General features: G+C 70.5%; 22 protein-coding genes. 10 read left to right on the plus strand and 12 right to left on the minus strand.

Annotation, left to right across the window (positions count from 1 at the left end):
* Positions 1-79: 79 nt before the first annotated feature.
* On the minus strand, positions 80-1,891 hold the full coding sequence (locus tag AC1U89_RS12160) for a chloride channel protein (RefSeq protein ID WP_479899953.1): 1,812 nt from the start codon (positions 1,889-1,891) through the stop codon (positions 80-82).
* A gap of 76 nt (positions 1,892-1,967) precedes the next feature.
* Between AC1U89_RS12160 and AC1U89_RS12165 the strand changes: the two genes are divergently transcribed.
* Complete coding sequence (locus AC1U89_RS12165; RefSeq protein ID WP_479899954.1) at positions 1,968-2,417, plus strand: MarR family winged helix-turn-helix transcriptional regulator; 450 nt, start codon at positions 1,968-1,970, stop codon at positions 2,415-2,417.
* Positions 2,418-2,431: 14 nt separating this feature from the next.
* Complete coding sequence (locus AC1U89_RS12170; RefSeq protein ID WP_479899955.1) at positions 2,432-3,565, plus strand: HPP family protein; 1,134 nt, start codon at positions 2,432-2,434, stop codon at positions 3,563-3,565.
* A gap of 123 nt (positions 3,566-3,688) precedes the next feature.
* Here the strand turns inward: AC1U89_RS12170 and AC1U89_RS12175 are convergent, their stop codons facing one another.
* A complete protein-coding gene (locus AC1U89_RS12175; protein WP_479899956.1) occupies positions 3,689-4,426 on the minus strand; it encodes a MarC family NAAT transporter in 738 nt (245 codons plus the stop codon).
* Between the two features lie 111 nt (positions 4,427-4,537).
* Between AC1U89_RS12175 and AC1U89_RS12180 the strand changes: the two genes are divergently transcribed.
* Complete coding sequence (locus AC1U89_RS12180; protein ID WP_479899957.1) at positions 4,538-6,109, plus strand: hypothetical protein; 1,572 nt, start codon at positions 4,538-4,540, stop codon at positions 6,107-6,109.
* 52 nt (positions 6,110-6,161) lie between these two features.
* Positions 6,162-6,575, plus strand: coding sequence for a DUF1801 domain-containing protein (locus AC1U89_RS12185; protein ID WP_479899958.1), 414 nt, complete (start codon positions 6,162-6,164; stop codon positions 6,573-6,575).
* Positions 6,576-6,653: 78 nt separating this feature from the next.
* On the opposite strand, the gene AC1U89_RS12190 is transcribed toward AC1U89_RS12185, so the two are convergent.
* Together AC1U89_RS12190 and AC1U89_RS12195 are read right to left on the minus strand one after the other, a co-directional pair.
* Positions 6,654-7,067 (minus strand): GFA family protein, encoded by a 414-nt coding sequence (locus AC1U89_RS12190; RefSeq protein WP_479899959.1) that lies wholly within the window; start codon positions 7,065-7,067, stop codon positions 6,654-6,656.
* A 93-nt stretch (positions 7,068-7,160) separates the two neighbouring features.
* Positions 7,161-7,592 carry an Lrp/AsnC family transcriptional regulator gene (locus tag AC1U89_RS12195; protein WP_479899960.1) on the minus strand — a complete coding sequence of 144 codons (432 nt, stop codon included), beginning with the start codon at positions 7,590-7,592 and terminating at the stop codon, positions 7,161-7,163.
* Positions 7,593-7,705: 113 nt separating this feature from the next.
* Between AC1U89_RS12195 and AC1U89_RS12200 the strand changes: the two genes are divergently transcribed.
* The 3 genes from AC1U89_RS12200 (at position 7,706) to AC1U89_RS12210 (ending at position 11,908) form a co-directional block, all read left to right on the plus strand.
* A complete protein-coding gene (locus AC1U89_RS12200) occupies positions 7,706-9,118 on the plus strand; it encodes an FAD-binding oxidoreductase (RefSeq protein WP_479899961.1) in 1,413 nt (470 codons plus the stop codon).
* Positions 9,119-9,193: 75 nt separating this feature from the next.
* Positions 9,194-10,714, plus strand: coding sequence for an L-piperidine-6-carboxylate dehydrogenase (gene amaB, locus AC1U89_RS12205; protein WP_479899962.1), 1,521 nt, complete (start codon positions 9,194-9,196; stop codon positions 10,712-10,714).
* 174 nt (positions 10,715-10,888) lie between these two features.
* Positions 10,889-11,908: a 2-oxoadipate dioxygenase/decarboxylase family protein gene (locus AC1U89_RS12210; protein ID WP_479899963.1), complete on the plus strand. Its 1,020-nt coding sequence runs from the start codon at positions 10,889-10,891 to the stop codon at positions 11,906-11,908.
* A gap of 7 nt (positions 11,909-11,915) precedes the next feature.
* On the opposite strand, the gene AC1U89_RS12215 is transcribed toward AC1U89_RS12210, so the two are convergent.
* From AC1U89_RS12215 to AC1U89_RS12230, 4 genes are all read right to left on the minus strand, one after another.
* Positions 11,916-12,299 carry a response regulator gene (locus tag AC1U89_RS12215; RefSeq protein ID WP_029908497.1) on the minus strand — a complete coding sequence of 128 codons (384 nt, stop codon included), beginning with the start codon at positions 12,297-12,299 and terminating at the stop codon, positions 11,916-11,918.
* Positions 12,296-13,402: a sensor histidine kinase gene (locus tag AC1U89_RS12220; protein ID WP_479899964.1), complete on the minus strand. Its 1,107-nt coding sequence runs from the start codon at positions 13,400-13,402 to the stop codon at positions 12,296-12,298. Before AC1U89_RS12220 ends, AC1U89_RS12215 begins: the two co-directional genes overlap by 4 nt.
* 326 nt (positions 13,403-13,728) lie before the next feature.
* Positions 13,729-14,328, minus strand: a complete 600-nt coding sequence (wrbA, locus tag AC1U89_RS12225) for an NAD(P)H:quinone oxidoreductase (protein WP_479899965.1) — start codon at positions 14,326-14,328, stop codon at positions 13,729-13,731.
* An 80-nt stretch (positions 14,329-14,408) separates the two neighbouring features.
* A complete protein-coding gene (locus AC1U89_RS12230; RefSeq protein WP_479899966.1) occupies positions 14,409-15,113 on the minus strand; it encodes a pirin family protein in 705 nt (234 codons plus the stop codon).
* 275 nt (positions 15,114-15,388) lie between these two features.
* Here AC1U89_RS12230 and AC1U89_RS12235 point away from each other — a divergent pair, with 275 nt between their 5' ends.
* Positions 15,389-16,297: a LysR family transcriptional regulator gene (locus AC1U89_RS12235; RefSeq protein WP_479899967.1), complete on the plus strand. Its 909-nt coding sequence runs from the start codon at positions 15,389-15,391 to the stop codon at positions 16,295-16,297.
* 6 nt (positions 16,298-16,303) lie between these two features.
* On the opposite strand, the gene AC1U89_RS12240 is transcribed toward AC1U89_RS12235, so the two are convergent.
* The 3 genes from AC1U89_RS12240 to AC1U89_RS12250 all read right to left on the minus strand — a co-directional run bounded on the left by AC1U89_RS12240 (position 16,304) and on the right by AC1U89_RS12250 (position 18,758).
* Positions 16,304-16,987 carry a hypothetical protein gene (locus AC1U89_RS12240; RefSeq protein WP_479899968.1) on the minus strand — a complete coding sequence of 228 codons (684 nt, stop codon included), beginning with the start codon at positions 16,985-16,987 and terminating at the stop codon, positions 16,304-16,306.
* A 72-nt stretch (positions 16,988-17,059) separates the two neighbouring features.
* Entirely contained in the window at positions 17,060-17,185 is a 126-nt protein-coding gene (locus AC1U89_RS12245) for a hypothetical protein (protein WP_156035592.1), read from the minus strand.
* A gap of 136 nt (positions 17,186-17,321) precedes the next feature.
* Positions 17,322-18,758: a protein adenylyltransferase SelO gene (locus AC1U89_RS12250; protein ID WP_479899969.1), complete on the minus strand. Its 1,437-nt coding sequence runs from the start codon at positions 18,756-18,758 to the stop codon at positions 17,322-17,324.
* 273 nt (positions 18,759-19,031) lie between these two features.
* Between AC1U89_RS12250 and AC1U89_RS12255 the strand changes: the two genes are divergently transcribed.
* Entirely contained in the window at positions 19,032-21,560 is a 2,529-nt protein-coding gene (locus tag AC1U89_RS12255) for a TonB-dependent receptor (RefSeq protein WP_479899970.1), read from the plus strand.
* A 180-nt stretch (positions 21,561-21,740) separates the two neighbouring features.
* Positions 21,741-24,197, plus strand: a complete 2,457-nt coding sequence (locus AC1U89_RS12260; RefSeq protein ID WP_479899971.1) for a M28 family metallopeptidase — start codon at positions 21,741-21,743, stop codon at positions 24,195-24,197.
* A gap of 171 nt (positions 24,198-24,368) precedes the next feature.
* Here the strand turns inward: AC1U89_RS12260 and AC1U89_RS12265 are convergent, their stop codons facing one another.
* A complete protein-coding gene (locus AC1U89_RS12265) occupies positions 24,369-26,231 on the minus strand; it encodes an AMP-binding protein (protein WP_479899972.1) in 1,863 nt (620 codons plus the stop codon).
* Positions 26,232-26,390 lie beyond the last annotated feature (159 nt).

Here is a 26,390-nt window from a genome sequence, read left to right on the forward strand (position 1 = left end):
AACTCCACCGTAGGATTAATCCCAGCAAAGTTTCCCCAAGGTTTATCGGCCGGACGCGTGCGACGTTTTGGCGTCGCCTCTAGGTCTTCCGCAGGGGCGCGAAATAGGCCTTCCGCTCGCCCTCGGCCTGGGAGGTCGAGGCGTGGATCTGGAGCAGGTCCTTGCGGGCCAGCAGCCCCACCAGCCGGCCTGTGGCCGGGTCGGTGACGGGGATGCGGCCCTGGCCGGTGGCCAGCATCACGTCCACGGCCCGGGCGACCACGTCGTCGGGATGGGCGACGGGCAGGGCCGCGTCCGAGATCCGCTCCGCAAGGGTCTGGCTTTCGAGCGTCTGGGCGTCGAGACCGCCCTCCACCCGCCAGGCCAGGGCGTCGGCCCGCGAGGCCAGGCCCACCAGCCGGCCCGAAGCGTCCACCACCGGATAGACCTGGTGGCGGCCGGCCTGCAGCACCTCGACGGCGGCCGGGATCGGCAGGTCGGCGGGCAGCGTGTCGACCGCCCGGACCATCACGTCGGCCACCCGGACCAGTTCGTAAGGGTCGACGCCGTATTCGCGGGTGATGTGACGGCCGCGGCGGGCGATCTTCTCGGTCAGGATCGAGCGCTTGAGCAGTAGCACCGTCGTGGCGTAGGCCGCCGCCGAGGCCGCCAGCAGCGGGGCCAGCATCCGCCAGTCGCCGGTCAGCTCGACCGCGAAGATCACCGCCGTCAGGGGCGAGCGCATGGTCCCGCCCAGCATGGCCGCCATGCCCAGCAGGGCCCAGAAGCCGGGATCGCCCGGCAGGACCTGGCCGACCAGCCAGCCCATCGCCCCGCCCAGGATCAGCAGCGGCGCCAGCACCCCGCCCGAGGTCCCCGACGACAGGGCCACCAGCCAGATCGTCGCCTTGACCGCCAGCAGCACCAGCACCGCCTGGACCACCAGGTGTCCGGTCAGCAGGTCGCGGATGACGTCGTAGCCCACGCCCAGGGCCCGGGGCTCGATCAGCCCGCCCAGGCCCACGCCCAGCCCGCCCAGGGCCGGCCACCACATCCAGTGGATCGGCAGGCGCTCGAAGGCGTCCTCCAGGCCGTAGAGCAGCTTGGTCAGCAGGCCCGACTGCAGGCCGGCCAGCACGCCCAGGCCGGCGCAGAGGCCGAGACCCCACCAAGGCAGGACCGGGTCGGCGGCGAATGGGAACAACGGGCCGGTCCCGAACAGCAGCGGCCGCCAGGCCGTGGCGGCCACGGCCGCGACGGCGACGGGGATGAAGCTGCGCGGCCGCCATTCGAACAGCAGCAGCTCGACGGCCAGCAGCACCGCGGCCACCGGCGTGCCGAAGATGGCCGTCATGCCCGCCGCCGCCCCGGCCACCAGCAGCGTCTTCCGCTCGGCCGCGCTGAGGTGGAAGAACTGGGCGAACAGCGAGCCGATCGCCCCGCCGGTCATGATGATCGGCCCCTCGGCCCCGAACGGCCCGCCCGTGCCGATCGAGATCGCCGACGAGATCGGCTTGAGCACCGCCACCTTGGGCGACATCCGGCTGCCGCCGATCAGGATCGCCTCGATGGCCTCGGGGATGCCGTGGCCGCGGATCTTCTCCGAGCCGAACCGCGCCATCAGCCCGATGACCAGCCCGCCCAGCACCGGCGCGGCCACCATCCAGGGCGAGGGCGTCAGGGCGTCCAGCGAGCGGGAGACGACGTCCAGCCGTCCAAACCAGACCAGGTTGGTGGTCAGGGTGATCAGGCGGATCAGCACCCAGGCCGCGCTCGCCCCGCCGCTGCCAACCACGAGGGCCATGGCGGCCAGCATCAGCAGGCGGCGATCGGCGGTGAAATCGCCCAGCGCCCGGCGCGGCGCGGCGGCCGCGCCGGAAGCGGCGTCGGATTTGGCGTTGGCGGCTTTCATGCTTTCCTCTAGGTCGGCCTCGTGTAGAAGGGCCAGTATGTCGTATTACGACATTTTCCAAGAGAGGAACGACCGGTTGGGCGAGAAGATCGGCGAGAAAGGCGGCGACGGGGCCAGCCTGACGCGGGCCCAGTACGTGGCGCTGGCGACCTTCCGTTACGAACTGCGGCGCTTCATGGCGTTCAGCGAGAACGCGGCCCACGGGGCGGGCCTGCCGGCCCAGCAGCACCAGGCCCTGCTGGCGATCGCCGGCTTCGACGGCGAGGGCGCCCCCACCGTGGGGACCCTGTCGGAACGGCTGATGATCGCGCCGCACACGGCCACCGAACTGACCTCGCGGATGGTCGAGGCCGACCTGATCAGCAAGATCCCCTCGGCCGAGGACCGCCGCAAGGTCCGGCTGGCCCTGACGCCCAAGGCCGAGGCCATGCTGGCCGAGCTGAGCGCCGCCCACCTGCGGGAGCTGAAGTCCCTGGAGCCCGCCCTGAACGCCGCGCTCTCCCGCCTGACGCGCGACCGCGCCTGACCGTCGAAAAGCCCATGCGACAGACCCTCGTCCAGGCCCTGCGCGGCCGCGCTCCCCTTCGCCCCCAGGACATCCTGCGGTCCGGCCTGGGCGCGCTGCTGGGCATCCCCGTCACCGGCCTGCTGGCCCACCTGATCGCCAGCGGCAAGGCCTCGGCCCTGCCCCTGCTGGTCCCGCCGATCGGCGCCTCGGCCGTGCTGGCCTTCGCCGTGCCGGCCAGCCCCCTGGCCCAGCCCCGGGCGATCATCGGCGGCAACATGGTCTCGGCCCTGGCCGGGGTGACCTGCGCCCTGGCCTTCCACGCCCACCCCGCCCTGGCGGCCGCCATGGCCGTGGCCTGCGCGATCGTCGCCATGGGCCTGTTGGGCTGCCTGCACCCGCCCGGCGGCGCCGTGGCCCTGGGGGCGGCCCTGGCCGCCGGTCCGGTGGGCGCGGCCTCTTACGGCTATGTCTTCGTGCCGGTCGGCCTGTGCTCGACCCTGCTGGTGCTGAGCGCCATGGCCTACGCCAAGGCCGTCGGACGCTMGTACCCGCACCGCGCGCCTCCGCCGCCGTCGAGCGTCCACGCCACCCAGGACGCCCCGCCCCTGCGCCGCGTCGGCTTCACGCCACAGGACATCGACAACGCCCTGGCCCACTACGGCGACCTGCTGGACGTCGACGCCAAGGACCTGGACGCCCTGTTCCGCGAGGTCGAGTTGCAGGCCCACCGGCGCATCCACGCCCACATCCTGTGCAGCGACATCATGTCCCGCGACGTGCTGAGCGTGGACCTGCACCAGAGCGCCCAGAGCGCCCTGGCCTACATGCGCGCCCACGACCTGCGCTCGGCCCCGGTGGTCGACAGCGAGCGCAGGGTGGTGGGCATGGTGCGCCGCGCCGAGCTGCAGACCGGCCGCGACGGCCCGGTCGAGGCCGTGGTCGACCCGTTCGTGCACAAGGTCCGCCCCGGCACGGCCATCGAGGCCCTGCTGCCGATCCTCTCCAGCGGCGTGGCGCACGAGGCCATGGTCGTGGACGAGCACCGCGTGCTTCTGGGCATCATCACCCAGACCGACCTGCTGGGCGTGCTCTACCGCGCCCACATCGTCGAGGCCGTGGCCCTGCAGAAGGCCGAGGACGCGGGGTCGTTCGACCCGGCGATCTAGGGGGGGGGGCCGGCGGCCATCACCACTAAGGTCGGCCTGTCGCCGCCTTCCTCCCCCGCACCGTCATTCCCGCCCTTGTGGCGGGAATGACGGTTGAGAGGGGTGTGGATAAGGTCGATCGCCCTAGCCCTTCGGCGGGATCCAGCCGAAGAAGTCCCCCACCCCGGTCAGCAGGAACTGCATGCCGATGCAGATCAGCAGGAAACCAAAGATGCGGGTCATGGCGTCCATGCCGCCCTGGCCCAGGAAGCGGACCATCAGCTCGGCGGCGCGCAGGATCACGAAGGCGATGACCAGGGTCACGGCCATGCCCAGGATCACCCCGCCGTAGACGATCACCCACTGGTCCGGATAGTTGCTGCGGATCGCGGCCGCGGCGCTGAGCACCACCGAGATCGAGCCCGGACCGGCCAGGCTGGGCATGGCCAGGGGCGTGAAGGCCACGTCCAGTTCCTGGGCCTGGCTCTCGCTGGCGACGGCCTCGGCGGTCGACGGCTTGGGGAACAGCATCCCGAACCCGACGCTGAGGATGATCAGCCCGCCGGCCGCGCGGATGCCCGGGATCGAGATGCCGAAGAACTCGACGATCGCCGAGCCCAGCAGCAGGAAGGTCGCCAGGATGGCGAAGGCGTAGATGCAGGCGCGGATGGCCTGCTGCTTGCGCTTCTTCGCATCGAACCCCGCGGTCAGCGACACATAGAGCGGCGCCGTGCTGAACGGGTTCATGATCGGGAACAGCGCGCCGATCGTCAGGACCAGGGCTTCGACGAAGATCGGAATGGCGCTCTCCCGCGGGTCGGCGCGCGCGACGGAGTTCGCGCAGCGCGGCGAGTCTGACCGTGGGCGGACCGTCCAGGCCATCCAGCGCAGACCTGATAAGCCCCGCCGAAACCCCGCAGTCGCGGCCCGCCGCCCTTGCCCGCCAAGGCCGCGCCGGGCAGAACGGTCGCGTAGCGTATCCGGGGGCGATCGATGCGGACTCTTCTTCAAGCGGCGGCGATCGCCGCGACCCTGGCGCTGGCCGGTCCGGCCCTCGCCCGTGACACCCAGCCCCGGCAGCCCGCCTCGGCGGCGTCCGTGGACGAGGGGCTGATCCTGGCCTTCCAGGACGCCAACGACCACATCCAGCGCGGGGAATACACCCAGGCCTATGCGACGCTGGAAGCCCTGACCGCCAAGCCGGCCTTCCAGTCCGCCACGAGCGAGCTGCGCCACGCGACCTGGCTCCTGATGGCCGGCGCCGCCGGGGAGGCCCGCGACTGGCCCAAGTCGCGGGCGGCGATCGAGAAGGCCACCGCCTTTCCGGAAGCGAACGCCTACGACTGGCAGGTCCGCGTCCGCATCGCCCGCTCCAGCGGCGACATGACCGACGGCCTCAGAAGCATCGCCATCCTCGCCCGGCGCTTCCCGGACGGCCTGGCCGTCTTTTCGGACGAAGACATCGGACGTTGGTTCGATCGCGCCAAGCTCGAGACCGACCAGGACCTGGCCTTCGACTTCGTCGACGCCCTGCTGACCCACTGGACGCCCAACGACCCGTTCGTCGATCCCTTCGTCGAGCTGAACGGCATGCGGCAGGTCCAGGTCGAGGGCCTGCTGCGCCAGGGCCGGACGGCCGAGGCGATCGCGGCCACGCGGAAGATCGACAACCCCGACGTCCTGATCGCGATGCGCGCCGACAAGCGTTTCGACGCGCTTTCGGCGGCCGATCCCGCCCTGCTGGACCCCAAGCCCGCCGCCCTGCGGCAACTGGCCAGGATCGACGCCCTCTACCCCGCCCACACCGACCTGCTGTCCGGCGTCGATGCGCGGACCAGCGCCCTGCTGGACCTGAATCGCGGCGAGGAGGCCCTGGCCTTCGTCGAAGCAGCCATCGTCCGCGCCCAGAAGGATCCCCGCGCCTTCAAGGACATCGACACTCGGCTGGGTTGGACGATCAACCTGAAGAACCACGCCCTCGGCGTGCTGGGCCGGGACGACGAGGCGCTCGAGGCCCTGGAGACCGCGGCCCGGATACCCGAGAAGGGCAAGGCCAACATCAACCAGACGCTCAATCTCGCCGCCCAGCAGATGGACATGGGCCGCTACAAGATCGCGCTGGCGACGGTGGCCTCGGTGCGCGACGACCGCCTCAGCCCCTACGGCAAGGCCGTGGGCCTGCGGATCACCACCTGCTCGGCCACCCTGCTCGGCGACCTGGCGACCGCCGACGAGGCGCTGCGGCAATTACGCGGCGTGAAGCTGGAGGCCAAGCKGCAGCTGGAGGACGCCCTGCTGTGCCGGGGCGACCTGGACGGCGCGGCGGCCATGCTGATCGAGCGGCTGCAAAATCCCGTCCAGCGCAACCTGGCGCTGGCCGGCCTGCAGGTCGCGCCGCTGCGCCCCTCGCCGCTTCCGCTGGACGTGACGCTGCGCCAGCGCCGCGCCGAGCTCCGCGCCAGGCCCGACGTCCGCGCCGCCGTCGACGCGGTCGGCCGCGTGATCACCTACAGCCCCGAGGACCTGTGGCCGCCGAAGCCGGCGGCGGCGGGCAAGGCGCGCTGAGCCGCCGAGCCGGCGGTTTGACATTTCGCGGCCGGGCTGGCGCCCTGCCCGCATGACCCAGCTCTTTCGCCTTTCCGGCGCCGTGCGGAGCGACCCCGAGGTCGAGGCCTGGTTCGCCGCGCCCGACCACGACCTGCGCCGCCTGGCCCGGCCGTGGTTCGAGCGCCTGCGCGCGGCCGGGCCCGACGTGGGCGAGCTGCTGCACGACGGACATCCCACCGCCTGCGTCGGCGGCGCGGCCTTCGCCTATGTCGACGCCTTCAGCGCCCACGTGAACCTCGGCTTCTTCCACGGCGCCGAGCTCGACGACCCGGCCGGCCTGCTGGAAGGCGCGGGCAAGCGCATGCGGCACGTGAAGATCCGCTGGGGCAAGCCGGTCGACGAGCCGGCGCTGGAGGCGCTGATCGCGGCGGCCTATGGGGACATCAAGGCGCGGCTGGCGGGGGAGTGGGCCCCATCTTCCTAACCCGTCATCCCGGGCCTTGTGTCCGGGATGACGGTGGTCTTGAAATGACGAGTTGAATAACGAGCGCCCCGGCGCCCCTCAATCCGGCATGGCGTCGTACTGCGGCAGGTCCAGGGGCTTGACCCAGTGCAGCCGGCGCATGTCGAACATCTCCAGCATCGGCGCGATCAGGTCCGGCCGGTCCAGGCTGCCCAGCTGGACGAAGACCGTTCCCGGAAAGGTCTCCAGATTGTCGGTGAACACCCGCGAGCCGCACTCCGGGCAGAAGTTGCGGTCCAGGCCCTTGCCGGAATTGGCGATGTAGTGGAACGCCTTGGGCTGGCCGCTCAGCAGCTCGAAATCGTCGGCCGGCACCCCGAAGAAGGTCGCCATCTCGCCGCCCGACGCCCGCTTGCAGTCGTTGCAATGGCAGTTGGCGATGAAGCTGGGGTCGGTGTCGAACTGGAACTTCACGGCGCCGCAGGCGCACTGGGCCGTATACTTCTTGGGCATGTCGTCTCCGTTCGGTTGGGCGAGGAAGGCGAGAAGTCACGCAAGGGTACGGGCGGCGATGCTTCCATCGCTCCGGGCGTCAGGCAAGCAAGATCAGCGGTCGAACTTGGTCGACAGGATGATCGACGACGTCGTGCGCTCCACGCCCGCCACATGCCCGATCCGGTCCAGCACGGCGTCCATCTCGGCGACGGTGGCCGTGGCGGCGAAGGCGATCATGTCGTAGTCGCCGCTGACCGAATGCAGCAGCCGCACCTGCGGGATCGCGCGCAGGGCGGCCTCGACGGCGCGGGCCTCCTTGGGGCCGATCTTGATCATCACGTGCACCCGCACCGCGCCGTGCTCGAGGTCGGGCGCCAGGCGCGCGCCGTCGCCCAGGATCACCCCGTCGCGCTCCAGCCGCTCGATCCGGCTCTGGACCGTGGTGCGCGAGCGGCCCACCCGCCGGGCCAGGTCGGCGGTCGAGGCCCGGCCGTTGTCCTTCAGCGCGGCGATCAGCTTCTGGTCGATGGGGTCGATAGGCATTTCGTCGATGTTTCCCTACATATCGCCGAAACTTAGACGGCGAACCGACGAAACCGCCACTAGGATTCGACGAAACGGCGGGGATGATGTCCGCCCCTGGAGGTTCACCACCCGTGCTGGACAAAGCCCATCAAGAGGCCCTCGCCGCCATCGTCGGTCCCAACGGCTTGATCGTGGACGCGCCCGACCGCGCCGCCTACGAGACCCCGGCCCGCTACGCCGGCGGGACGGCGGCGGCCGTGGTGCGGCCGGCGACCACCGCCCAGGTCTCGGCCGTGGTCGGCTACTGCGTGCGCCACGGCCTCCCCTTCGTGCCCCAGGGCGCCAATACCGGCCTGGCCGGCGGCTCGACGCCCGACGCCGGCGGCGGCCAGGTCGTGCTGTCGCTGGACCGCCTGATCGGGCCGCTCGAGATCGACGCCGAAGACCGCACGGCCACCGTCGGCGCGGGCGTGCGCCTGTCGGCCCTGAACGCGGCGCTGGAGCCGCAGGGCCTGTTCCTGCCCATCGACCTGGGCGCCGACCCGACCCTGGGCGGCATGGCGGCCACCAACACAGGCGGGGCGCGGTTCCTGCGCTATGGCGACATGCGCCGCCACGTGCTGGGCCTGGAAGTCGTGCTGGCCGACGCCGCGGGCACGGTGCTGACCCTGTCGCACGGCCTGCGCAAGGACAACGCCGCCGTCGCCCTACGCCAGCTGTTCGTCGGCGGGTGCGGGGCGTTCGGGGTGATCACCAAGGTCACCGTCGAGGTCCACCACCGTCCGCGCCAGAGCGCCGCCGCCCTGCTGGTCCCGCGCGACGCCGACGCCGTCCTGCCGCTGCTGCTGGCCTTCGAGGCCGAGGCGGGATCAACCCTGACGGCCTTCGAGGGCATGTCGAAGGCGGCCATGACCCGGGCCATCGACCACGTGCCGTCGCTCAGCAATCCGTTCGCCGGCGGGGTCCCCGACTACGCCGTGCTGGTCGAGCTGACCCGCACCTGGGCTCCGCGCGAGGGCGAGGTCGGCCTGGACGAGGTGTTGCAGCAGATCGCCGGCGCAGTGCTGGAACAGGACGACGGCCCCCTCGTCGACGCCCTGTTCGGCCCGGCCGAGAAGATGTGGGCCCTGCGCCACGGGTTGTCGGAGGGCTTGCGGGCCAGCGGGCCCGTCGTGGGCTTCGACCTGTCGTTCCGCCGCCGGGATCTCGCCCGCTTCCGCCGCGAGGCGGTGCTGATGCTGGAGGCCGAGTTCCCCGACTTCGCCCTGTGCGATTTCGGCCACGTGGCCGACGGCGGGGTGCACTTCAACCTGGTCGGCTCCACCGATCCGGAGCGCCGCGCGGCCCTGCGCGAGGCGGTGCTGGGCCTGGCGGTCGACGGCTTCGGCGCCAGCTTCAGCGGCGAGCACGGCCTGGGCCGCGCCTTCCAGGACGCCTACGACCGCTTCACGCCCCGGCTGGTGCAGGACTATTCGGCCGCCGTGGCGGCGGTGTTCGGGACGGGATCGGCAAGCGTGCGGCTGGCGCCGGTGCTAAAATCATGAGCTTTCAAAACATCCGCTCATCCCGGCGAACGCCGGGATGAGCGGATCAGAAAATAGATTTCCAGGACTGCCTGCATGACCACCCTGCCCTCCGCCGTCGCCGAAGCCCGCGCCATCTTGCAGCGCCTGGGTGTGACCGCCRCCCTCGACGGCGGGACCCTGGCGGCCCGCTCGCCGGTCACCGGCGAGGTCCTGGCCAAGCTCGTCGAGCACACGCCGCAAGAGGCCAAGGCCGCCATCGACGCCGCCCATGAAGCGTTCCTGGCCTGGCGCAAGGTCCCCGCCCCGCGCCGCGGCGAGCTGGTCCGCCTGCTGGGCGAGGAGCTGCGCGCCGCCAAGACGGACCTGGCCGCCCTGGTCACCCTGGAGGCCGGCAAGGTGGTCTCCGAGGGCCTGGGCGAGGTGCAGGAGATGATCGACATCTGCGACTACGCCGTGGGCCTGTCGCGCCAGCTGTTCGGCCTGACCCTGGCCACCGAGCGCCCGTCGCACCGGATGATGGAGACCTGGCACCCGCTGGGCGTGGTCGGCGTGATCAGCGCCTTCAACTTCCCCGTCGCCGTCTGGTCGTGGAACGCGGCCCTGGCCTTCGTCTGCGGCGACAGCGTGGTGTGGAAGCCGTCGGAGAAGACCCCGCTGGTGGCCCTGGCCACCCAGGCCCTGTTCGAGCGCGCGGCGGCGAAGTTCGGCCCGGACGCGCCCGCCGGCCTGTCGACCCTGCTGATCGGCGGGCGCGAGGTGGGCGAGGCCCTGGTCGACCATCCGAAGGTCCCGCTGGTCTCGGCCACCGGCTCGACGGCCATGGGCCGCACGGTGGGCCCGAAACTGGCCGCCCGCTTCGCCCGGGCCCTGCTGGAGCTGGGCGGCAACAACGCCGCCATCGTCGCCCCCTCGGCGGACCTGGACCTGACCCTGCGCGGCGTGGCCTTCGCGGCCATGGGCACGGCGGGCCAGCGCTGCACCACCCTGCGCCGCCTGTTCGTGCACGACAGCGTCTACGACGCCTTCGTCGGCCGGCTGAAGACGGCCCATCCCAGCGTGCCGGTCGGCGACCCGCGCGCGGCCGGGGTGCTGGTCGGCCCGCTGATCGACAAGGCCGCCTATGAGGCCATGCAGCGCGCGCTCGACGCCGCCCGCGCCGCCGGCGGCCGGGTGATCGGCGGCGACCGCGTCGAAGTCGCCGGACCCGACGCCTTCTACGTCGTCCCGGCCCTGGTCGAGATCGACCACCAGGCCGACATCGTGAAGCACGAGACCTTCGCCCCGATCCTCTACGTGATGCGCTACAGCGAGCTGGCCGACGCCATCGCCGCGCAGAACGACGTGGCCCAGGGCCTGTCGTCGTCGATCTTCACGCTCAATGTCCGCGAGGCCGAGCTGTTCGTGTCGGGCGAGGGCAGCGACTGCGGCATCGCCAACATCAATATCGGCCCCTCGGGCGCCGAGATCGGCGGGGCGTTCGGCGGCGAGAAGGAGACCGGCGGCGGCCGCGAGGCCGGCTCCGACAGCTGGAAAACCTACATGCGCCGCGCCACCAACACCGTGAACTACGGGACGACCCTGCCGCTGGCGCAGGGGGTGGTGTTCGAGGTTTGATCCTGCACATTCCGTTCCCCCACACCGTTGTCATCCCGGAAAGCGCGCAGCGCTTGTCCGGGACCCAGGTGAACCGCACCGCCTTCGCCCAGTCCCCTGGGTCCCGGACAGCCTCTACGAGGCTTCCGGGATGACAACGGATTTAGTCGCTCAAGCCCATCATCGGACCGCCCCATGAGCCATCTCTCCACCCTCGTCGCCTCGGCCGTCGGCCAGAAGGCCGCCGCCGCGATCCTCGACGTGCTGGACATCGATCCGGCCCTGACCGCCGAGGTCGAGGGCCCGGTGTCGCGCGCCGTGTTCGCCATGGCCCTGAACGCGGTGCTGTTCCACGACATCATGGGCCGGGTGCCATTGGGCGCGGCCTATGTGTCCGAGCGTCGAGCGGCGGGCCACAGGCTGGTGTTCGACCACGGCGCCTTGCGCACCATAGACTTCGGCGCCGGCGCCCCGACCGGCGCCCTGCCCGCCGGTCACCTGGCCTTCGCCCGCATCCTGGAGCCGCTGGGCTACGTCCTGGCCGACCTCTATCCGCTGGACCGGCTGAAGATGACCGGCCGGGCCTACGCCCACGCCGACCTGCCCGAAGCCATCCCGCAGTTCTTCGTCAGCGAGCTGCACGTCGAGCGCTTCTCGCCGGCCTTTGGGGTGATCGCGCACGCGGTGTTCGACTCCACGTCCGACGCCCTGGGCGTCGAGGCCCAGCGGGCCCTGGCCGCCTTCGCGACCGAGGGCTCGTGCGAGCTGGACGCCGCCCGCGCCGCCCTGCCCCAGGCGGTCGCCGCCTTCGCCCGCACCCACGGCCCGCTGCGGCTGGAGCACTACCTGGCCCTGCTGGCCGAGTCGGCCGAGGCCGCCTGGATCGCCACCGAGGGCCAGGCCTTCAACCACGCCACCGACCGGGTGCCCGACGTCGAGGTCGTGGCCGACGCCCAGAAGGCCCTGGGCCGGCCGGTCAAGGACACCGTCGAGGTCTCGGGCTCCGGCCGCGTGCGCCAGACCGCCTTCAAGGCCCAGCCGGTCGAGCGCGCCTTCGTCACCGATGCGGGCGACGTGACCCTGACTGTCCCGGGCTCGTTCCACGAGTTCATCTCGCGCGACCGGTTCGTCGACGAGACGGGCGTGGAGCACCTGGACCTGCGCTTCGACAGCGGCAACGCCCAGGGCATCTTCAAGATGACCAAGGCGGGCTAGGCGCCGCCTACTCCTCCAGCGCCGTCGCGATCGCCATGCGCAGCTGGCGGTCCGAGACCGGCTTGAACAGCAGTCCGGCCGGGTGGTCCTGGTGGATGCGGTCGATGGTCGACTGCTCGCGCGACCCGGTGATGAAGATCACCTTCGAGCCGACCTCGGCGTGGATGGCCAGGGCCGCGTCGACGCCGTCCTGCTCGCCGCGCAGCCGCATGTCCATCAGCACCACTTCGGGGCGGAACATCATGGCCAAGGCCAGGGCCTCGTCGGCGTTGGTGGCCGTGCCGCAGACCGACAGGTTCATGTCCTCGACCTGCATGCACAGGCCTTCGGCGACCAGGAACTCGTCGTCGACGACCAGCACCGTGGACTTCTGGAGGGCGACGGCGTTCACGCGGCCACCTCGCCCGCCAAGGGGGCGGCGGCCAGGGGAGCGGAGGCTGGGGGGGCCGCGACGCGGATTTCGCTGCGGGTCAGACCCTGCTGGCTTTCGACCATGATCGTTCCTTCCATCTGCGCGACAAGTCCCTTGATGATCGTCGAACCCAGCGCGACCGTGGGGCCTTCAGCCCTAGGCGCCTTCGGACTGTAGCCCCGGCCGTTGTCGGCCACGACGAGCAGCAGTTCGCCCTCGTCGGTGCGGCTGAGATTGACCGCGATCTCGCCGCCGCCCTCGGGGAAGGCGTGCTTGAGCGAGTTGGTGACCAGCTCGTTGACCAGCAGGCCCAGCGGGATCGCGAAATCCAGGCCCACGTCCAGCGGGATGGCCTCGACCGACAGGGCCACGGCGTCGCCCGCCCCGCCCTCGACGATGTTGCTGGACAGCTCGCTGAGGAACGGGGCGATGTCGAAGGTCTTCAGGTCGCTGGAGCTCATCAGCTGCTGGTGCACCAGGCCCAGGGCGAAGATCCGGTCGCGCAGGCCGCGCAGGGCCTTGCGGGCGTCCGGATCGGTGATCTGGCGCGACTGCATGACCAGCAGGCCGTCGACCATCTGCAAGTTGTTCTTCACCCGGTGATAGACCTCGCGCAGCAGCAGGTCGCGCTGGGCCAGGGTGGCCTTCTGCTCCTCGACCATGTGGGCCAGCTCGGCGGTGCGTTCCTCGACCCGGCGCTCCAGCTCGGCGGCGGACGGCAGGGCGGCGATCTTGGGCAACAGCGGCCACAGCAGGGCGGCCGTGGCGATCGACAGCCCCGCGGTGACCAGCTTGATCAGCCCCTCGATCCCGTAGGCGGGCGCCCACAGGGTCAGGATGGCCATCAGGTGGGTGGTTCCGCAGGCCAGGATGAAGGCCACGAACAGATAGGCCACCCAGCTGTACTTGATGTCGGGCCGCATCTTCACGAAGGCGGCGATGGCCAGGGGGATCGACAGATAGGCCAGGCCGATCACGGCGTCGGAGCCGGCGTGCAGCGCCACCAGGCCGGGGGCCCAACTGAGACAGAAGCCGTGCGGCGTCAGCCCCGTCGGATTGAGCAGCCAGTCGACCCACGACATGTCCACGCCTCCTGGCCAGCGCGCCGAGTCGACGGCGCGGCGATCAAAAAGCCCCCCGGTCCATGAAGGCAGAAAACGACCAGCTCAGGTAGTACTTTCGCGTGCAATTTGGTTACCCGCCGCGCCTGGACCTTCCGTGCGGAAATGAAAAACCGGCCGGCTCGGGGGGCGAGCCGACCGGTCCTTCGGCGACCGGTTCCTGGGGGAGGGACGAACCGGCCGCGGGGCCTTCCGGGCGTCGACGTGCGGGGGGCGAGACGCGGAAGGCGAGGGAATTCAAGCCCGGGACCGGACCGCCCGTCTTGGACGATCCGATCCCGCCGGGCCTAGCCGAACAGCTTGGCGGCGGTCTTGGCGACCAGTTCGCCTTGGTGGCGGGCGCCGGCCAGTTCCAGTTCGCTGGGCTGGCGCGAGCCGTCGGCGCCGGCGATCGTGGTGGCGCCGTAGGGCGCGCCGCCGGTGATCTCCTCCAGCGTCATCTGGCCCTGGTGGCTGTAGGGCAGGCCGACGATGGTCATGCCGAAGTGCAGCAGGTTGGTGATGATCGAGAACAGGGTGGTCTCGTTGCCGCCGTGCTGGGTGGCCGACGAGGTGAAGGCCGCGCCCACCTTGCCGTTCAGCGCGCCGCGGGCCCACAGGCCGCCGGCCTGGTCGAGGAAGTTGGCCATCTGCGAGGCCATGCGGCCAAAGCGCGTGCCCACGCCCACGACGATGGCGTCGTAGTTCTCGAGGTCGGCGATCGTGGCGATCGGGGCGGCCTGGTCGAGCTTGTAATAGGATTTCTTGGCGACCTCTTCGGGCACCAGTTCCGGCACGCGCTTGATGTCGACCGTGGCGCCGGCGGCGCGGGCGCCTTCGGCGACGGCCTCGGCCATCTTCTCGATATGGCCGTAGGCGGAATAGTAGAGGACGAGAACCTTGGCCATGAGGGCCTCCTTGAGTGGGGAACTTGGGGACTGGGAAACGTCCGGGGACAGGCGCATGCGCCTGTCCCCGTTCGGAGGGGTTAGAGTTCGGCGGCGTCGACGAGCACCAGCTCGGCGTCTTCCAACGCTTTCACGCGGATGACGGCCTCGTCTTGGATGGCCGCGCCGTCGCGGCTGTTCAAAGCCACGCCGTTGACCTCGACCTTGCCGGTCGACGGGACGAGGTAGCCCTTGCGGTCGGCGCCGATCGCGTATTCGGCGGTCTCGCCGGCCTTCAGCGTGGCGCCMAGCACGCGGGCGTCGGTGCGGATCGGCAGGGCGTCGGCGTCATCGGCGAAGCCGCTGGCCAGGGCCACGAACTTGCCGCTGCGGTCGCCCTTGGGGAACGGCTTGGCGCCCCAGGCCGGACCTTCGCCGCGCTTGTTGGGGATGATCCAGATCTGGAAGATCTTGGTCACGCCCGGCTCGAGGTTGTACTCGGAGTGGCGGATGCCGGTGCCGGCGCTCATCACCTGGACGTCGCCCGCCTCGGTGCGGCCCTTGTTCCCCAGGCTGTCCTGGTGGGTGATCGCGCCTTCGCGGACGTAGGTGATGATCTCCATGTCGGCGTGCGGGTGGGGCGGGAAGCCCGTGCCGGCCGCGATGGTGTCGTCGTTCCACACCCGCAGGGCGCCGTGATGGACGCGCTTGGGGTCGTGGTAATCGGCGAACGAGAAGTGGTGCTTGGCGTCCAGCCAACCGTGATTGGCGCCGCCCAGGCTGTCGAAGGTTCTGACGTCGATCATCGTCTTGTCTCCTGGAGACCGGGCCCCGGGTGAAGCGGTGGGGCCGTCTCTGTTGAGGAGAAGATGGCCTCTTGCGTTCGCATCCGAAATGGAAATGATCGAAACAAACCGTTTCCAAAAATGCACCATATAAATCCGCTCTTCCCGGCGAATGCCGGGACCCAGATGGAGTGGCGGTGTGGCTGACGCCAAGAGCTCCGAGCTCCTCCAGTCAGCTTCTCCGCCTTAGGATCTGGATCCCGGCATTCGCCGGGACGAGCGGAGGAAGGGAAGACATGAAACTCCCCGACTTCGAGGCCTGGGCCGTGTTCGCCAAGGTGGCCGAGACCGGCTCGTTCGCCCGGGCGGCCGAGCAGCTGAACCTGTCCAAGGCCACGGTCTCCAAGGCCGTGACCCGGCTGGAGACCAAGCTGGGGGCGACGCTGTTCCACCGCACCTCGCGCCGGCTGTCGCTGACCGAGGCCGGCAAGGCCTCGCTGGACCGGGCGGCCCACCTGCTGGCGGAGGGCGAGGCGCTGGAGGCCGAGGCCTCGGCCCAGTCGGCCACGCCGCGCGGCCTGGTGCGGGTGGCCGCGCCCATGTCGTTCGGCATCGCCCATCTGGGCCCGGCCCTGCCCGAGTTCTTCGCCCTCTATCCCGAGGTGTCGGTCGAGCTGTCGCTGTCGGACCAGTTGGTCGACATCGTCGAGGAGGGCTTCGACCTGGCCCTGCGCATCTCGGCCCTGGAGGATTCCAGCCTGCTGGCCCGGCGCCTGTGCCCGGTGCGGGTGATGCTGGTCGGCTCGCCGGCCTATTTCGAGAAACACGGCCGGCCTCAGCACCCCAAGGACCTGACCGCCCATCGCGGCCTGTTCTACACCGGCGGGCGGTCCAAGGACGTCTGGCGGTTCCAGCATGCCGAACACGGACAATACGCGGTCAGCGTGCCCTCGCCCCTGCGGGTCAACAACGCCGACATCCTGCGCCCATCGCTGCTGGCCGGCCTGGGCCTGGCCATGCAGCCGGACTTCCTGGCCTGGTCCGACCTCAAGGCGGGGCTGCTGGAGGAGGCGCTGCCCGACTGGGCCCCGCCGCCCATCGCCCTGCACCTGGTCACCCCGCCCAGCCCGATCCGGCCGGCGCGGGTGGAGGTGCTGATCGCGTTCCTGGCCAAGCGGATGGCGTCGGCGCCCTGGCTGGGGTGAGCGGACTCAGTACCGCTCGCAGAGCGTGCCCATCAGGGTCTTGCTCTTGTCGAAGGTCATGTCGACCGGGGCCGGCGTCTCGATCGGCGCGGTGATCTGGGGATAGTTGGCCTTCAGGTACTCGGCCAGCGCCTCCTTGCCGCCGGGCAGGTCGGCGACCGGGGTCAGGGCCGGACGCGGGCTGTCGAACAGCTCCACCGCCTGGGTCCCGCGCACGACGGGCGGCAGGCCGGTGTGGATCTGGGCGATCGAAGGATTGGGATCCAGCAGGCCGATGAAGGTCACCGTGCCCGGCTTGACCTCGAAGGCCTTGGTGCCGCCGTTGAAGCAGGCCCGCCAGAGGCCCTGCACGGTCAGGCCGTTGATCGCGTAGGTCCCGCCCGGATCGACCGCCGTGATCGCATAGGCCGGCGCCGCGTGGTCCTGGCCGATCAGGCCGAACCGCGACCAGCCCTTCAGCGGCCCGTAGGCCCATTTCCGCTCGTCGGGCGCGTAGCGGTAGATGCCCAGGGTGTAGCTGGGGACCATGATCTGCGGCGCGGTCAGCACCACGATCAGGCCGTACTTCGACGAGGCGTCGAACTTGAAGTCGGATTTGATGGGAAACGGCGGTCCCGCCTGGGCCGGACTACCGAAGCCGGCGACCACCAGCAGCAAGGCGGCGATCACGCCAAAACGAACTCGCGACATCACGCCCCCGCGCGCAAACCGGAACCAGACTCAATCCTAGAGCGATCGTCCGATTTGGCCAGGGGCTAAAGGTCAGGCCATCTTGTGCTTGTCGCTGAGGCACTCGCCGATGGCTCGGGCGCAGCCCGGCAGGCCCAGGGCGCCGATGAACGACATGGCCACCGCGCAGACCAGCATCACAGGTTGGAAGATACGCATGCGATTTCTCCACAAGCCAGTTCGTTCACAGGGCGTGCTTAAACCCAGATAAGGTCGAAGCTTGACGTTTGTTCCCTCACCGAGGGCGGGTGCGTCGGAAAAGCTCAGCGTGCGGCAGATATGTCTCACCCGTATGTCAGTCTCCCAACGCATAGGCGACACGAGCGGCCTCAATTCGCCGCAGTTTGGCGTGCAGGGGCTCCCAGTCGTCGGCCTGGGCGATCGGCGCCCACAGGGCCTCGACCTCGTCGATCAGCATCTCCTCGGGGTCGGGACGGCCGAAGACGGGGTTTTCCAGCCGTTCGGGACGGTCGGGCTCGAACGCGGCCAKGGCGCGGCGGAACTCCAGGAACGGTTCCTGGCCGTAGAGCCCGGCGCGCGGACCGGCCAGGGCGCGGGCCTCCGAAGCCTGGCCGCCGAACCAGTCGAAGAAGAACGGCTCCCAGCGCAGCGATTCGCCGCCCTCGCGGCCGCCGACCGCCAGGGCCGTGAACGCGGCCTGCACCAGGGCGATGTCCTCCTCGGCCGAGCGGGGCTTCAGGCCCAGGCGGTCCAGCATCGCCCCGCGCAGGGCGTCGCGATAGAGGTCGGAGAAGCCGTTGAGCGCGGCGATCAGCCCGGCGTCGTCGGTCACACGGGCCAGGCAGGCGGCCAGCTGCTGCAGGTTCCAGAACACCGCCTCGGGCTGGCGGCCGAAGCTGTAGAGCCCCGAATGGTCGAAATAGGCGGCCGTGAAGTTCGGGTCGTTCTTGGGCAGGAACCGCCAGGGGCCGTAGTCGAAGCTCTCGCCGGTCACCACCATGTTGTCGGTGTTGAGCACGCCGTGCACGAAGCCGGCGGCCATCCAGCGGGCCAGCAGGCGGGCCGACGCGGCGACCACCTGTTCCAGCAGCACCTTGGGTCGGTCCGGCTGGTCGGCGACGGCGGGGAAATAGGTCTCGACCGCGTGGTCGACCAGGACCGTGATGTTGTCGGGCCGCTCCAGGAACGCCTGACGCTGGAAGGTCCCGAAGCGGATGTKGCTGTGCGACAGCCGGGTCAGCACGGCCKAGCGCGTGGGGCTGGGCTCGTCGCCGCGCACCAGGTCCTCGCCGGTCTCGACCAGGGAGAAGGCCCGCGAGGTGGGAACGCCCAGGGCTTCCAGCATCGAGGCGGCCAGGATCTCGCGCACCCCGCCCTTCAGGGTCAGCCGCCCGTCGCCGGCCCGCGACCACGGCGTCTGGCCCGAGCCCTTGGTGGCCAGGTCCAGCAGGCGACCGCTTCCCGACTCGCGCAGCTGGGCGAACAGGAAGCCGCGTCCGTCGCCCAGGTCGGAGTTGTAGCTGCGGAACTGGTGGCCGTGATAGCGCATGGCCAAGGGCCCGGGCTGGTTGTCCGGCAGGGAACGGAAGCGCGCGAAATGGTCCAGCCATTCGGCGTCCGTCAGGCCCTCCAGCCCCAGGGTCGCCGCGGCGCGGTCGTTGCGGAACCTCAAGCGCGTTTCGGGGAAGTCGGCGGGCGCCACCGGGTCGGCGAACTCCGGGCCGAGGCGCATGAAGACCGGGTCGGGGCGGTAGGCGGCGGAGACGGGCATGCCCCGACATGAGCCGCCCCGTCCTCCGGCGCAAGCGCCCGTCGCGCCCCCGGGACCGCGTTTCGAACCAGCAGAACATCGGGGATGGTGGCGTAACGCTGTCGCATCCGCGCAACAGGAGGCCCGCCAACCTTTAATTCACAAGGTTTTCCCTTGCCGAGCACCCAGCGGGGCCATAACCCTTGCGTGTCTATTCGAACAAACGTTCGGGTCACGACCAATCAACAAGGCGGGGCGATGCAAGCGCCTCACCACAACGAACCGAGGTAGGAAATGCGCTTTACTCAGGTGCTTTGCGGCACGGCGTCCGCCGTCGTGCTCGCCGGTCTGACCCCGCTGGCGGCTCAGGCCCAGGAAACAACCGCCGCCAACGACATCCCCACCGTCGACAGCATCGTCGTCACCGCCCAGAAGCGCGAGCAGAACCTGCAGGACGTGCCGGTGGTGGTCACCGCCGTCGGCGCCAAGCTGCTGCAGGACACCGGCGTCAAGGACATCAAGGACCTGACGATCCTGACGCCCGGCCTGACCGTGACCTCCACCACGTCGGAAGCCTCGACCACCGCCCGCATCCGCGGCGTCGGCACCGTCGGCGACAACCCCGGCCTGGAAAGCTCGGTCGGCGTCGTGATCGACGGCGTCTATCGCCCGCGCAACGGCGTGTCGTTCGGCGACCTGGGCCAGATGGAGCGCATCGAGGTCCTGAAGGGTCCGCAAGGCACCCTGTTCGGCAAGAGCACCTCGGCCGGCGTCATCAACATCGTCACCAAGGAGCCGGAATTCGGCTTCGGCGCCGAGGCCGAGGCGACGATCGGCAACTTCAACGCCCACGGCCTGGCCGCTTCGGTCACCGGTCCGCTGTTCGGCACCGAGACCCTGGCCGGCCGCCTGTACGTCGCCGCCCGCGAGCGTGACGGCTACAACGACGTGGTCAACGGCAAGGGCCCCAGCGACCGCGACCAGGACGCCGACCAGGGCTTCTACACCGTGCGCGGCCAGCTGCTGTTCGTGCCGGACGACAAGTCGTCGTTCCGCCTGATCGGCGACTACACCAAGCGCGACGAGAACTGCTGCGGCGCCGTGCAGATCCGCACCGGCCCGACCGCCAACATCCTGGCCATCGTCAACGGCGGCGCGGCCCTGGCCAACCCGGCCAACCCGTATGACCGCGTGGCCTACTCGAACCGCGGCGCGCCGTCGTCGGTCGAGGACAAAGGCGTGTCGCTGGAAGGCAAGATCGACACCGACTTCGGCGAGATCACCTCGATCTCGGCCATCCGCAACTGGCGCACCGACAACGGCCAGGATTCGGACTTCACCACGGCCGACCTGGCCTATCGCGTGAAGGACGGCACCAACTACGCCGAGTTCACGACCTTCAGCCAGGAACTCCGCCTGGCGGGCCAGACCGAGAAGTTCGACTGGCTGGTCGGCGCGTTCCTGGCCGACGAGCGCCTGGATAACAGGGCCAACTTCCTCTACGGCAACAACTACGAGCAGTACCTGGGCCGCCTGCTGTCGCTCTCGGCCTCGCCGAGCACCGGCGGCATCGCCAACTTCGTGGCCCTGCTGCTGAACCGCGCGCCCAACACCAGCTTCGTCGGCGGCCAAGGCCTGCACGACCGCTACCAGCAGCGCGCCACCACCGTCGCGGGCTTCACCAACAACACCTGGCACGTGACCGACGCCTTCGACATCACCGCCGGCCTGCGCTACTCGATCGACGACAAGAAGCTCGACACCTACCAGACCACCAGCGACGGCGGGATCGCCTGCGCCACGGCCCTGTCGCCGGCCGGCCAGCTGCGCATCGCCACCCTGGTCGGCGCGGCCAACGCCCCGACCGTGATCGGCAACCTCTGCCTGCCCTGGGCCAACCCGCTGTTCAACGGCCGCGGCACCACCCAGAACCGCAAGGACAAGGAGTGGAGCGGCACGATCAAGGCCTCGTACCGCTTCTCGCCCGAGGTGTTCTCGTACGCCTCGTACGCGCGCGGCTACAAGGGCGGCGGCTTCAACCTGGACCGCACCCAGTCGGCGAACGGCCTGCCCAGCGGCGGTCCGGGCGTCGTCCCGATCCTCGACACCTCGTTCCCCGCGGAATTCGTCGACAGCTACGAAATCGGCCTGAAGAACACCCTGTTCAATCGCACGGTGCTGTTCAACATCACGGGCTTCTACCAGAAGTTCACCGACTTCCAGCTGAACACGTTCCTGGGCACCTCGTTCGCGGTGCGGTCGGTCCCGGAAGTGACCTCCAAGGGCGCCGACGTGGACTTCATCTGGTTCACCCCGGTGCACGGCCTGTCGATGCAGAGCGGCCTCAGCTACTCCGACACCAAGTACGGCGACCAGGCGATCCCCAACGACCCGACCAACGCCCTGGCCCTGCTGCCGGGCAGCCGGATGTCGCTGGCGCCCAAGTGGTCCGCCTCGGCCTCGGTCACCTACGAGACCCCGGTCGGCGGCGACATGAAGGCCCGCTTCAACCTCGGCGCCAAGTACTCGTCCGACTACAACACCGGTTCGGACCTGTTCCCGCCGAAGGTCCAGAAGGACTACACGGTGGTCAACGGCCGCATCGCCCTGGCCGCCCAGGACGACAAGTGGACCGTGGAGCTGTGGGGCCTGAACCTGTTCGACGAGAAGTACGAACAGGTCGCCTTCAACGGCTTCCTGCAGGGCTCATCGGGCCTGTCGGCGACCAACAAGGTCTACAACCCGGCCGCGGACACCATCACCTACGATGCGTTCCTGGGCGCGCCGCGCACCTACGGCCTGACCCTGCGGGCCCGGTACTAGCCCCGGAAAGCCGTTCTTCCCGACGAAAGCCGGGAAGAACGGGGACCGGACGGAAAACGAGAGGGCGATCCGGGCGACCGGGTCGCCCTTTTCGTTTCGGCCTTTTGTTTTGGCTGAGCTTTCAACGAATCTCAAAGCGCCCCACCCTGCCCCCGGGGCTCGACTGCGGAGGCGCATCGCATGAAGACCGTCCGGCTGCTCGGCGTCTGGGTCTGCCTGCTCCTGGGCCTGGMGATCGCCAACCTGGCCCTGCGGACGCCCCCGCCCCTGCCGGCCAACGCCCCCGCCGACCAGTTCTCGGCCACGCGCGCCATGGCCGACGTCCGCGCCATCGGCCAGAAGCCGCACCCGATCGGCTCGGCTGAGATCGTCCGGGTCCGCGACCACCTGCTGTCGCGGGTCAGCGGCCTGGGGCTGGAGGTGCTGGTGCGCCCCGGCGAGGGCGTGCGCGACGCGGCCAAGTGGTCGCCCCGCTCGGTGGCCGTCGGCGCCGTGCAGAACATCGTCGCCACCCTGCCCGGGACCGATCGTGAAGCGCCGGCCGTGCTGGTGATGAGCCACTACGACACCGTGCCCAACTCGCCCGGCGCGGCCGACGACTCAGCGGGTGTCGCCGCCGCCCTGGAGATCGCCCGCGCCCTCAAGGCCGGCCCCACCCCGGCCCGCGACGTGATCTTCCTGTTCACCGACGGCGAGGAGCCGGGCCTGCTGGGCGCCGAGGCCTTCTTTTCCCGCGACCCGCTGCGCGATCGCGTCGGCGTGGTGGTCAACATGGAGGCCCGGGGCGACGCCGGCCGCGCGGCCATGTTCCAGACCGGGGCCGACAGCGGCGAGCTGATCCGCCTCTACGCCGCCAACGCCCACCAGCCGACCGCCAACTCGCTGGCCGCCGCCGTCTACAAGCGGATGCCCAACGACACCGACTTCACCCACGCCCTGAGGAAGGGCCTGCCGGGGCTGAACTTCGCCTTCATCGACGACCAGCTGGCCTATCACACGCCCCTGGCCACACCCGACCACCTGAACCAGGGCAGCCTGCAGAACCTGGGCGACCAGGCCCTGCCCGCCGTCCGCGCCCTGGCCATGGGCGCGAGCCTGCCGGCCAAGTCGCCCGACCTGATCTATTCCGACGTCCTGGGCCGGGTCCTGGTGGCCTATCCGGTGGACATCGGCTGGGCGATCCTGGCGGCGGCGGGGCTGCTGATCGTCTTCACCGGCTATCGCGCTCTGCGCGGCAAGGCCGTGACCTTCGTCGAGATCCTGCGCGGCGTCGCCGGCTTCCTGCTGCTGTCCGCCGCCGCCGTGCTGGCCCTGCACCTGGCCGGACGGCTGATCGGGGTCACCGACCAGCAGCGCTATTACGCGGTGCTGGGCCAGTTCAACGCCCTGCTGCCGGGCGCGGGCATCCTGCTGATCGGGGTGTGTCTGACCGTGCTGATCCTGCAGGCGCAGGGCCTGGCGCGCCTGTGGGGACGCGTCTKGATCAGCCTGGCGGCCCTGGCCGTGGGCGGGGCGTGCAGCCTGGTCGGCGGGTTCGACCCCGTGGGCCTGGGCCTGGGCGGCGCCGTCGTGGTCCTGACCTGGCTGAGCCTGGGCCGGGGCGTGGGCGTGTTCGGCGCCTGGCTGGGCGCGCTGCTGGTGGTGCTGGCCCTGGCGGTCACCGCCCAGGCGCTGCTGCCCGGCGCCTCGGTGATGATCGCCTGGCCGCTGCTGGCCGCCAGCCTGGCCGCCGCCCTGGTCATGGCCGTGGGCGGGACCCGCGACCGTCGCGTCGCCTGGCTGCTGACCCTGGCCATCGCCCTGGTCGCCGTCGCCGTCGTCGCCCAGCTGGGCGCCTGGGGGGCCTGGACCTTCGCGGGCGTGGGCCTGATGGAGCCGGCGGTGCTGGCGGTGTTCGCGATCCTGGCCGCCCCGGCCCTGCTGCCCCTGGCCTTCGACTTCGCCGCCTATCGCTGGGCCCCGGTCTTCGCCGGCGTGGCGACGGCGGCGGGGATCGGCCTGCTGCTCTATGCCGGCCTCGGCGACGCCGGTCCGGCCCGCCCGAAGCTGGCCGAGGCCAGCCACCTGGCCGACCTGTCGACCGGCACGGCCTGGCGGGTCTCGCCCCAGCCGCGCCTGGACCCGTGGTCGACGGTGGTGCTGTCGGACAACGACGCCAAGCCCGTGCGCCAGGCCTATCCGCCCCTGTTCCGTGAGCCGGTGTGGATGGCCCCGACGGCCGTGCTGCCGGTCGAGCGGCCGACCCTGGTCATCGACCGGGCCGGCGACCGCCTGCTGGTCCGCGCCGTGCCGACCCTCGGCGCCGAGGTCCTGACCCTGCGCCTGAAATCCAGCGTCGCCCTGGACCAGCCGCGCCTGAACGGCCGCCCGATCGCCCTGCCCAACACCGCCGGCCAATGGAGCAGCCTCAGCTACCACGCCCCCGACCCGAACGGCGTCACCCTCAGCTTCACCGCCCGCGCGGCCGGCAAGGTGGAGGTGGCGGTGATMGAGATCCGCGACGGCTGGCCCCGCGGGGTGTCGGCCATCCCCGCCAAGCCAGCGGGGCTGATGGCGAGTGGGTATTCGGACAAGACGATTGTGCTGGACCGCGGGACGCTGGCGTGGCCGACGTATGTGGACAACGAGGCTCAATAAATGATCCGCTCATCCCGGCGAATGCCGGGACCCAGATCCCAAATCTGGGTGGCTGATTGGAAGAACTCGGTGCTCTTGGCCTCAGCTTCTGAGCCATGCCATCTGGGTCCCGGCATTCGCCGGGATGAGCGGTGATTGGTTGGGGACACGCGCGAGCGCATGTCCCCGGCCTCAGATGACGATCACGCCCTCACCGGGCTCGGCCGCATAAAGCCCCTCCACCACCTTGGCCCGGCGCTCCAGCGTGGCGCGCTGGTTCACATAGCCCTTGTCGGTGATCTCGCCGGCGTCGATGGACGGCGGTTCGGTCAGGATGGCCACGCGGGCCACGCGGCGCGACGAACCGCCGGCGGCGGCGTTGAAGGCCCCGATGCGCTCGCGAAGGATCGCCGTCAGCTTGTCCAGCGGCGTACCCGGCCCCTGGTCGGCGACCAGGGCGGCGAGGCCCGCGGGCGAGGGCCAGACCATGGCGGCGATGAACGGCTTGTCCTGGCCGGCGATCACCGCGTCGTGGATATAGGGGCTGCAGGCCGCCACCAGGTCGGGGCGCAGCACCCCGACGCTGACCCAGGTGCCGCTGTCCAGCTTGAAGTCCTCGGTCACCCGGCCGTCGAACACCAGGCCCTTGGATGGGTCGTCCGGATCGACGAACCGCGCCGCGTCGCCCAGCTTGTAGAAGCCCTCCTCGTCGAAGGCCGCGGCGGTCTTCTCCGGGTCCTTGTGATAGCCGCCGGCCACGGTGGGGCCCTTGACCCGCACCTCGTACTTGGCGCCKGCCGGGGCCAGCTTCAGGGCGATGCCCGGCAGGGGCAGGCCGACCAGCCCGACCCGCTCGGTCAGCCAGTGGACCACGGTGACGCCTTGGGTCTCGGTGGCGCCGTACATGGTGGTCAGCGGCACGCGATGGCCGGTCTCGGCCACGGCCAGGGCCTGCATCCGCGTATAGACGTCGTCCGACAGGGTGGCGCCGCCATAGCCCATGTACTTCAGGTTCTTGAAGAACGCCTTCCGCAGGACCGGGTCGCCCTCCATCGCCCCGGCCAGCATCGAGAAGGCGATCGGCGCCGAGCCGAACACCACGGGCGAGACCTCGTAGAGGTTCTTGATCGTGGTCTCGAACATGCCGGGCAGCGGCTTGCCCTCGTCGATCCACAGGGTGCCGCCGCCCCAGATCACCGCGTTGAAGCCGATATTGCCGGCCGAGATGTGGCTCCAGGGCATCCACTCGAGACTGTTGGGGATCTCGTCGGTGGGTTCGTCGGTGCGCAGGCCCTCCTGGCCGGCGATGACGCCCGCCATCATGGCGTGGGTCTGGGGCACGCCCTTGGGCATGCCGGTCGAGCCGGAGGTGAACAGGTACTTGGCCACCGTCTCGGGCTTGAGCGTCTCGCGCTTGGCGGCGACGTCGCGCGGCGGGGTGGCGGCGACGGTCGCGAAGGGGATCGCCCCCTCGCCTGTCCCGTCGGCGGTGACCAGCAGCAGGTCGGGCTTGATCGCCTTCAGGGTGGCGATGGCCTTGTCGAACAGGGCGCCGGACTGGGCGAAGACGACCTTGGGCGCGACCTTGTCGAAGCAGTGCTTGAGCTTGCCGTGGTCGGTGGACATCAGGCTGTAGGCCGGGCTGACCGGGGCGGCGGGCGCGCCCGCGCCATAGGCCCCCAGGGTCATCAGGGCGTGCTCGATCGAGTTGCCCGACAGGATCATCACGCTGTCGTCGGCCGTGACGCCCTGGTCCAGCAGCCACTGGCTGATCCCCTCGACCGCCCGCTGGGCCTCGCCGTAGGTGACGCCGCGCCAGGGGCCGTGGTTCGGCTCGCGCTGCTTCAGATAGGGCCGGTCGGGATGCTGGGCGGCGCGTTCGGCCAGCAGGTGGCTGATCGTGCGCGGCCCCTCGCCGGGCGGATGGTTGGACGTGATGACGATGCTGCCGTCGGGCCGGCGGTCGACGCTGACGTCCGGACCCCTCATGGCCAGGGGCTTGAACGGGGCGGTGCTGGCGTCGCGCGGGGGCGACGCGCCGTCGGCCGGCGTCATGGTCTCACTCCCTCGGGTTATCATTGTTCCCTTGACCGTGCGCCCTGGGCGCGGGCGCGACAAGGTTTCCGTTTGGGGAAGCGCACCCGCTTTTCTCCTTCCTATCCGCTMGTCATTTCCGCCCTTGTGGCGGGAACCCCTGGTTCAGCCCGCAAGTGA

Source organism: Caulobacter sp. 05T431, assembly GCF_056665975.1.

Bases quoted from the DNA above. Each gene is read 5' to 3' on its own strand.
- AC1U89_RS12160 (WP_479899953.1), bottom strand. From the start codon at position 1,891: ATGAAAGCCGCCAACGCCAAATCCGACGCCGCTTCCGGCGCGGCCGCC.
- AC1U89_RS12175 (WP_479899956.1), bottom strand. From the start codon at position 4,426: ATGGCCTGGACGGTCCGCCCACGGTCAGACTCGCCGCGCTGCGCGAAC.
- AC1U89_RS12185 (WP_479899958.1), top strand. From the start codon at position 6,162: ATGACCCAGCTCTTTCGCCTTTCCGGCGCCGTGCGGAGCGACCCCGAG.
- AC1U89_RS12190 (WP_479899959.1), bottom strand. From the start codon at position 7,067: ATGCCCAAGAAGTATACGGCCCAGTGCGCCTGCGGCGCCGTGAAGTTC.
- AC1U89_RS12195 (WP_479899960.1), bottom strand. From the start codon at position 7,592: ATGCCTATCGACCCCATCGACCAGAAGCTGATCGCCGCGCTGAAGGAC.
- AC1U89_RS12210 (WP_479899963.1), top strand. From the start codon at position 10,889: ATGAGCCATCTCTCCACCCTCGTCGCCTCGGCCGTCGGCCAGAAGGCC.
- AC1U89_RS12220 (WP_479899964.1), bottom strand. From the start codon at position 13,402: ATGTCGTGGGTCGACTGGCTGCTCAATCCGACGGGGCTGACGCCGCAC.
- wrbA (WP_479899965.1), bottom strand. From the start codon at position 14,328: ATGGCCAAGGTTCTCGTCCTCTACTATTCCGCCTACGGCCATATCGAG.
- AC1U89_RS12235 (WP_479899967.1), top strand. From the start codon at position 15,389: ATGAAACTCCCCGACTTCGAGGCCTGGGCCGTGTTCGCCAAGGTGGCC.
- AC1U89_RS12240 (WP_479899968.1), bottom strand. From the start codon at position 16,987: ATGTCGCGAGTTCGTTTTGGCGTGATCGCCGCCTTGCTGCTGGTGGTC.
- AC1U89_RS12245 (WP_156035592.1), bottom strand. From the start codon at position 17,185: ATGCGTATCTTCCAACCTGTGATGCTGGTCTGCGCGGTGGCCATGTCG.
- AC1U89_RS12255 (WP_479899970.1), top strand. From the start codon at position 19,032: ATGCGCTTTACTCAGGTGCTTTGCGGCACGGCGTCCGCCGTCGTGCTC.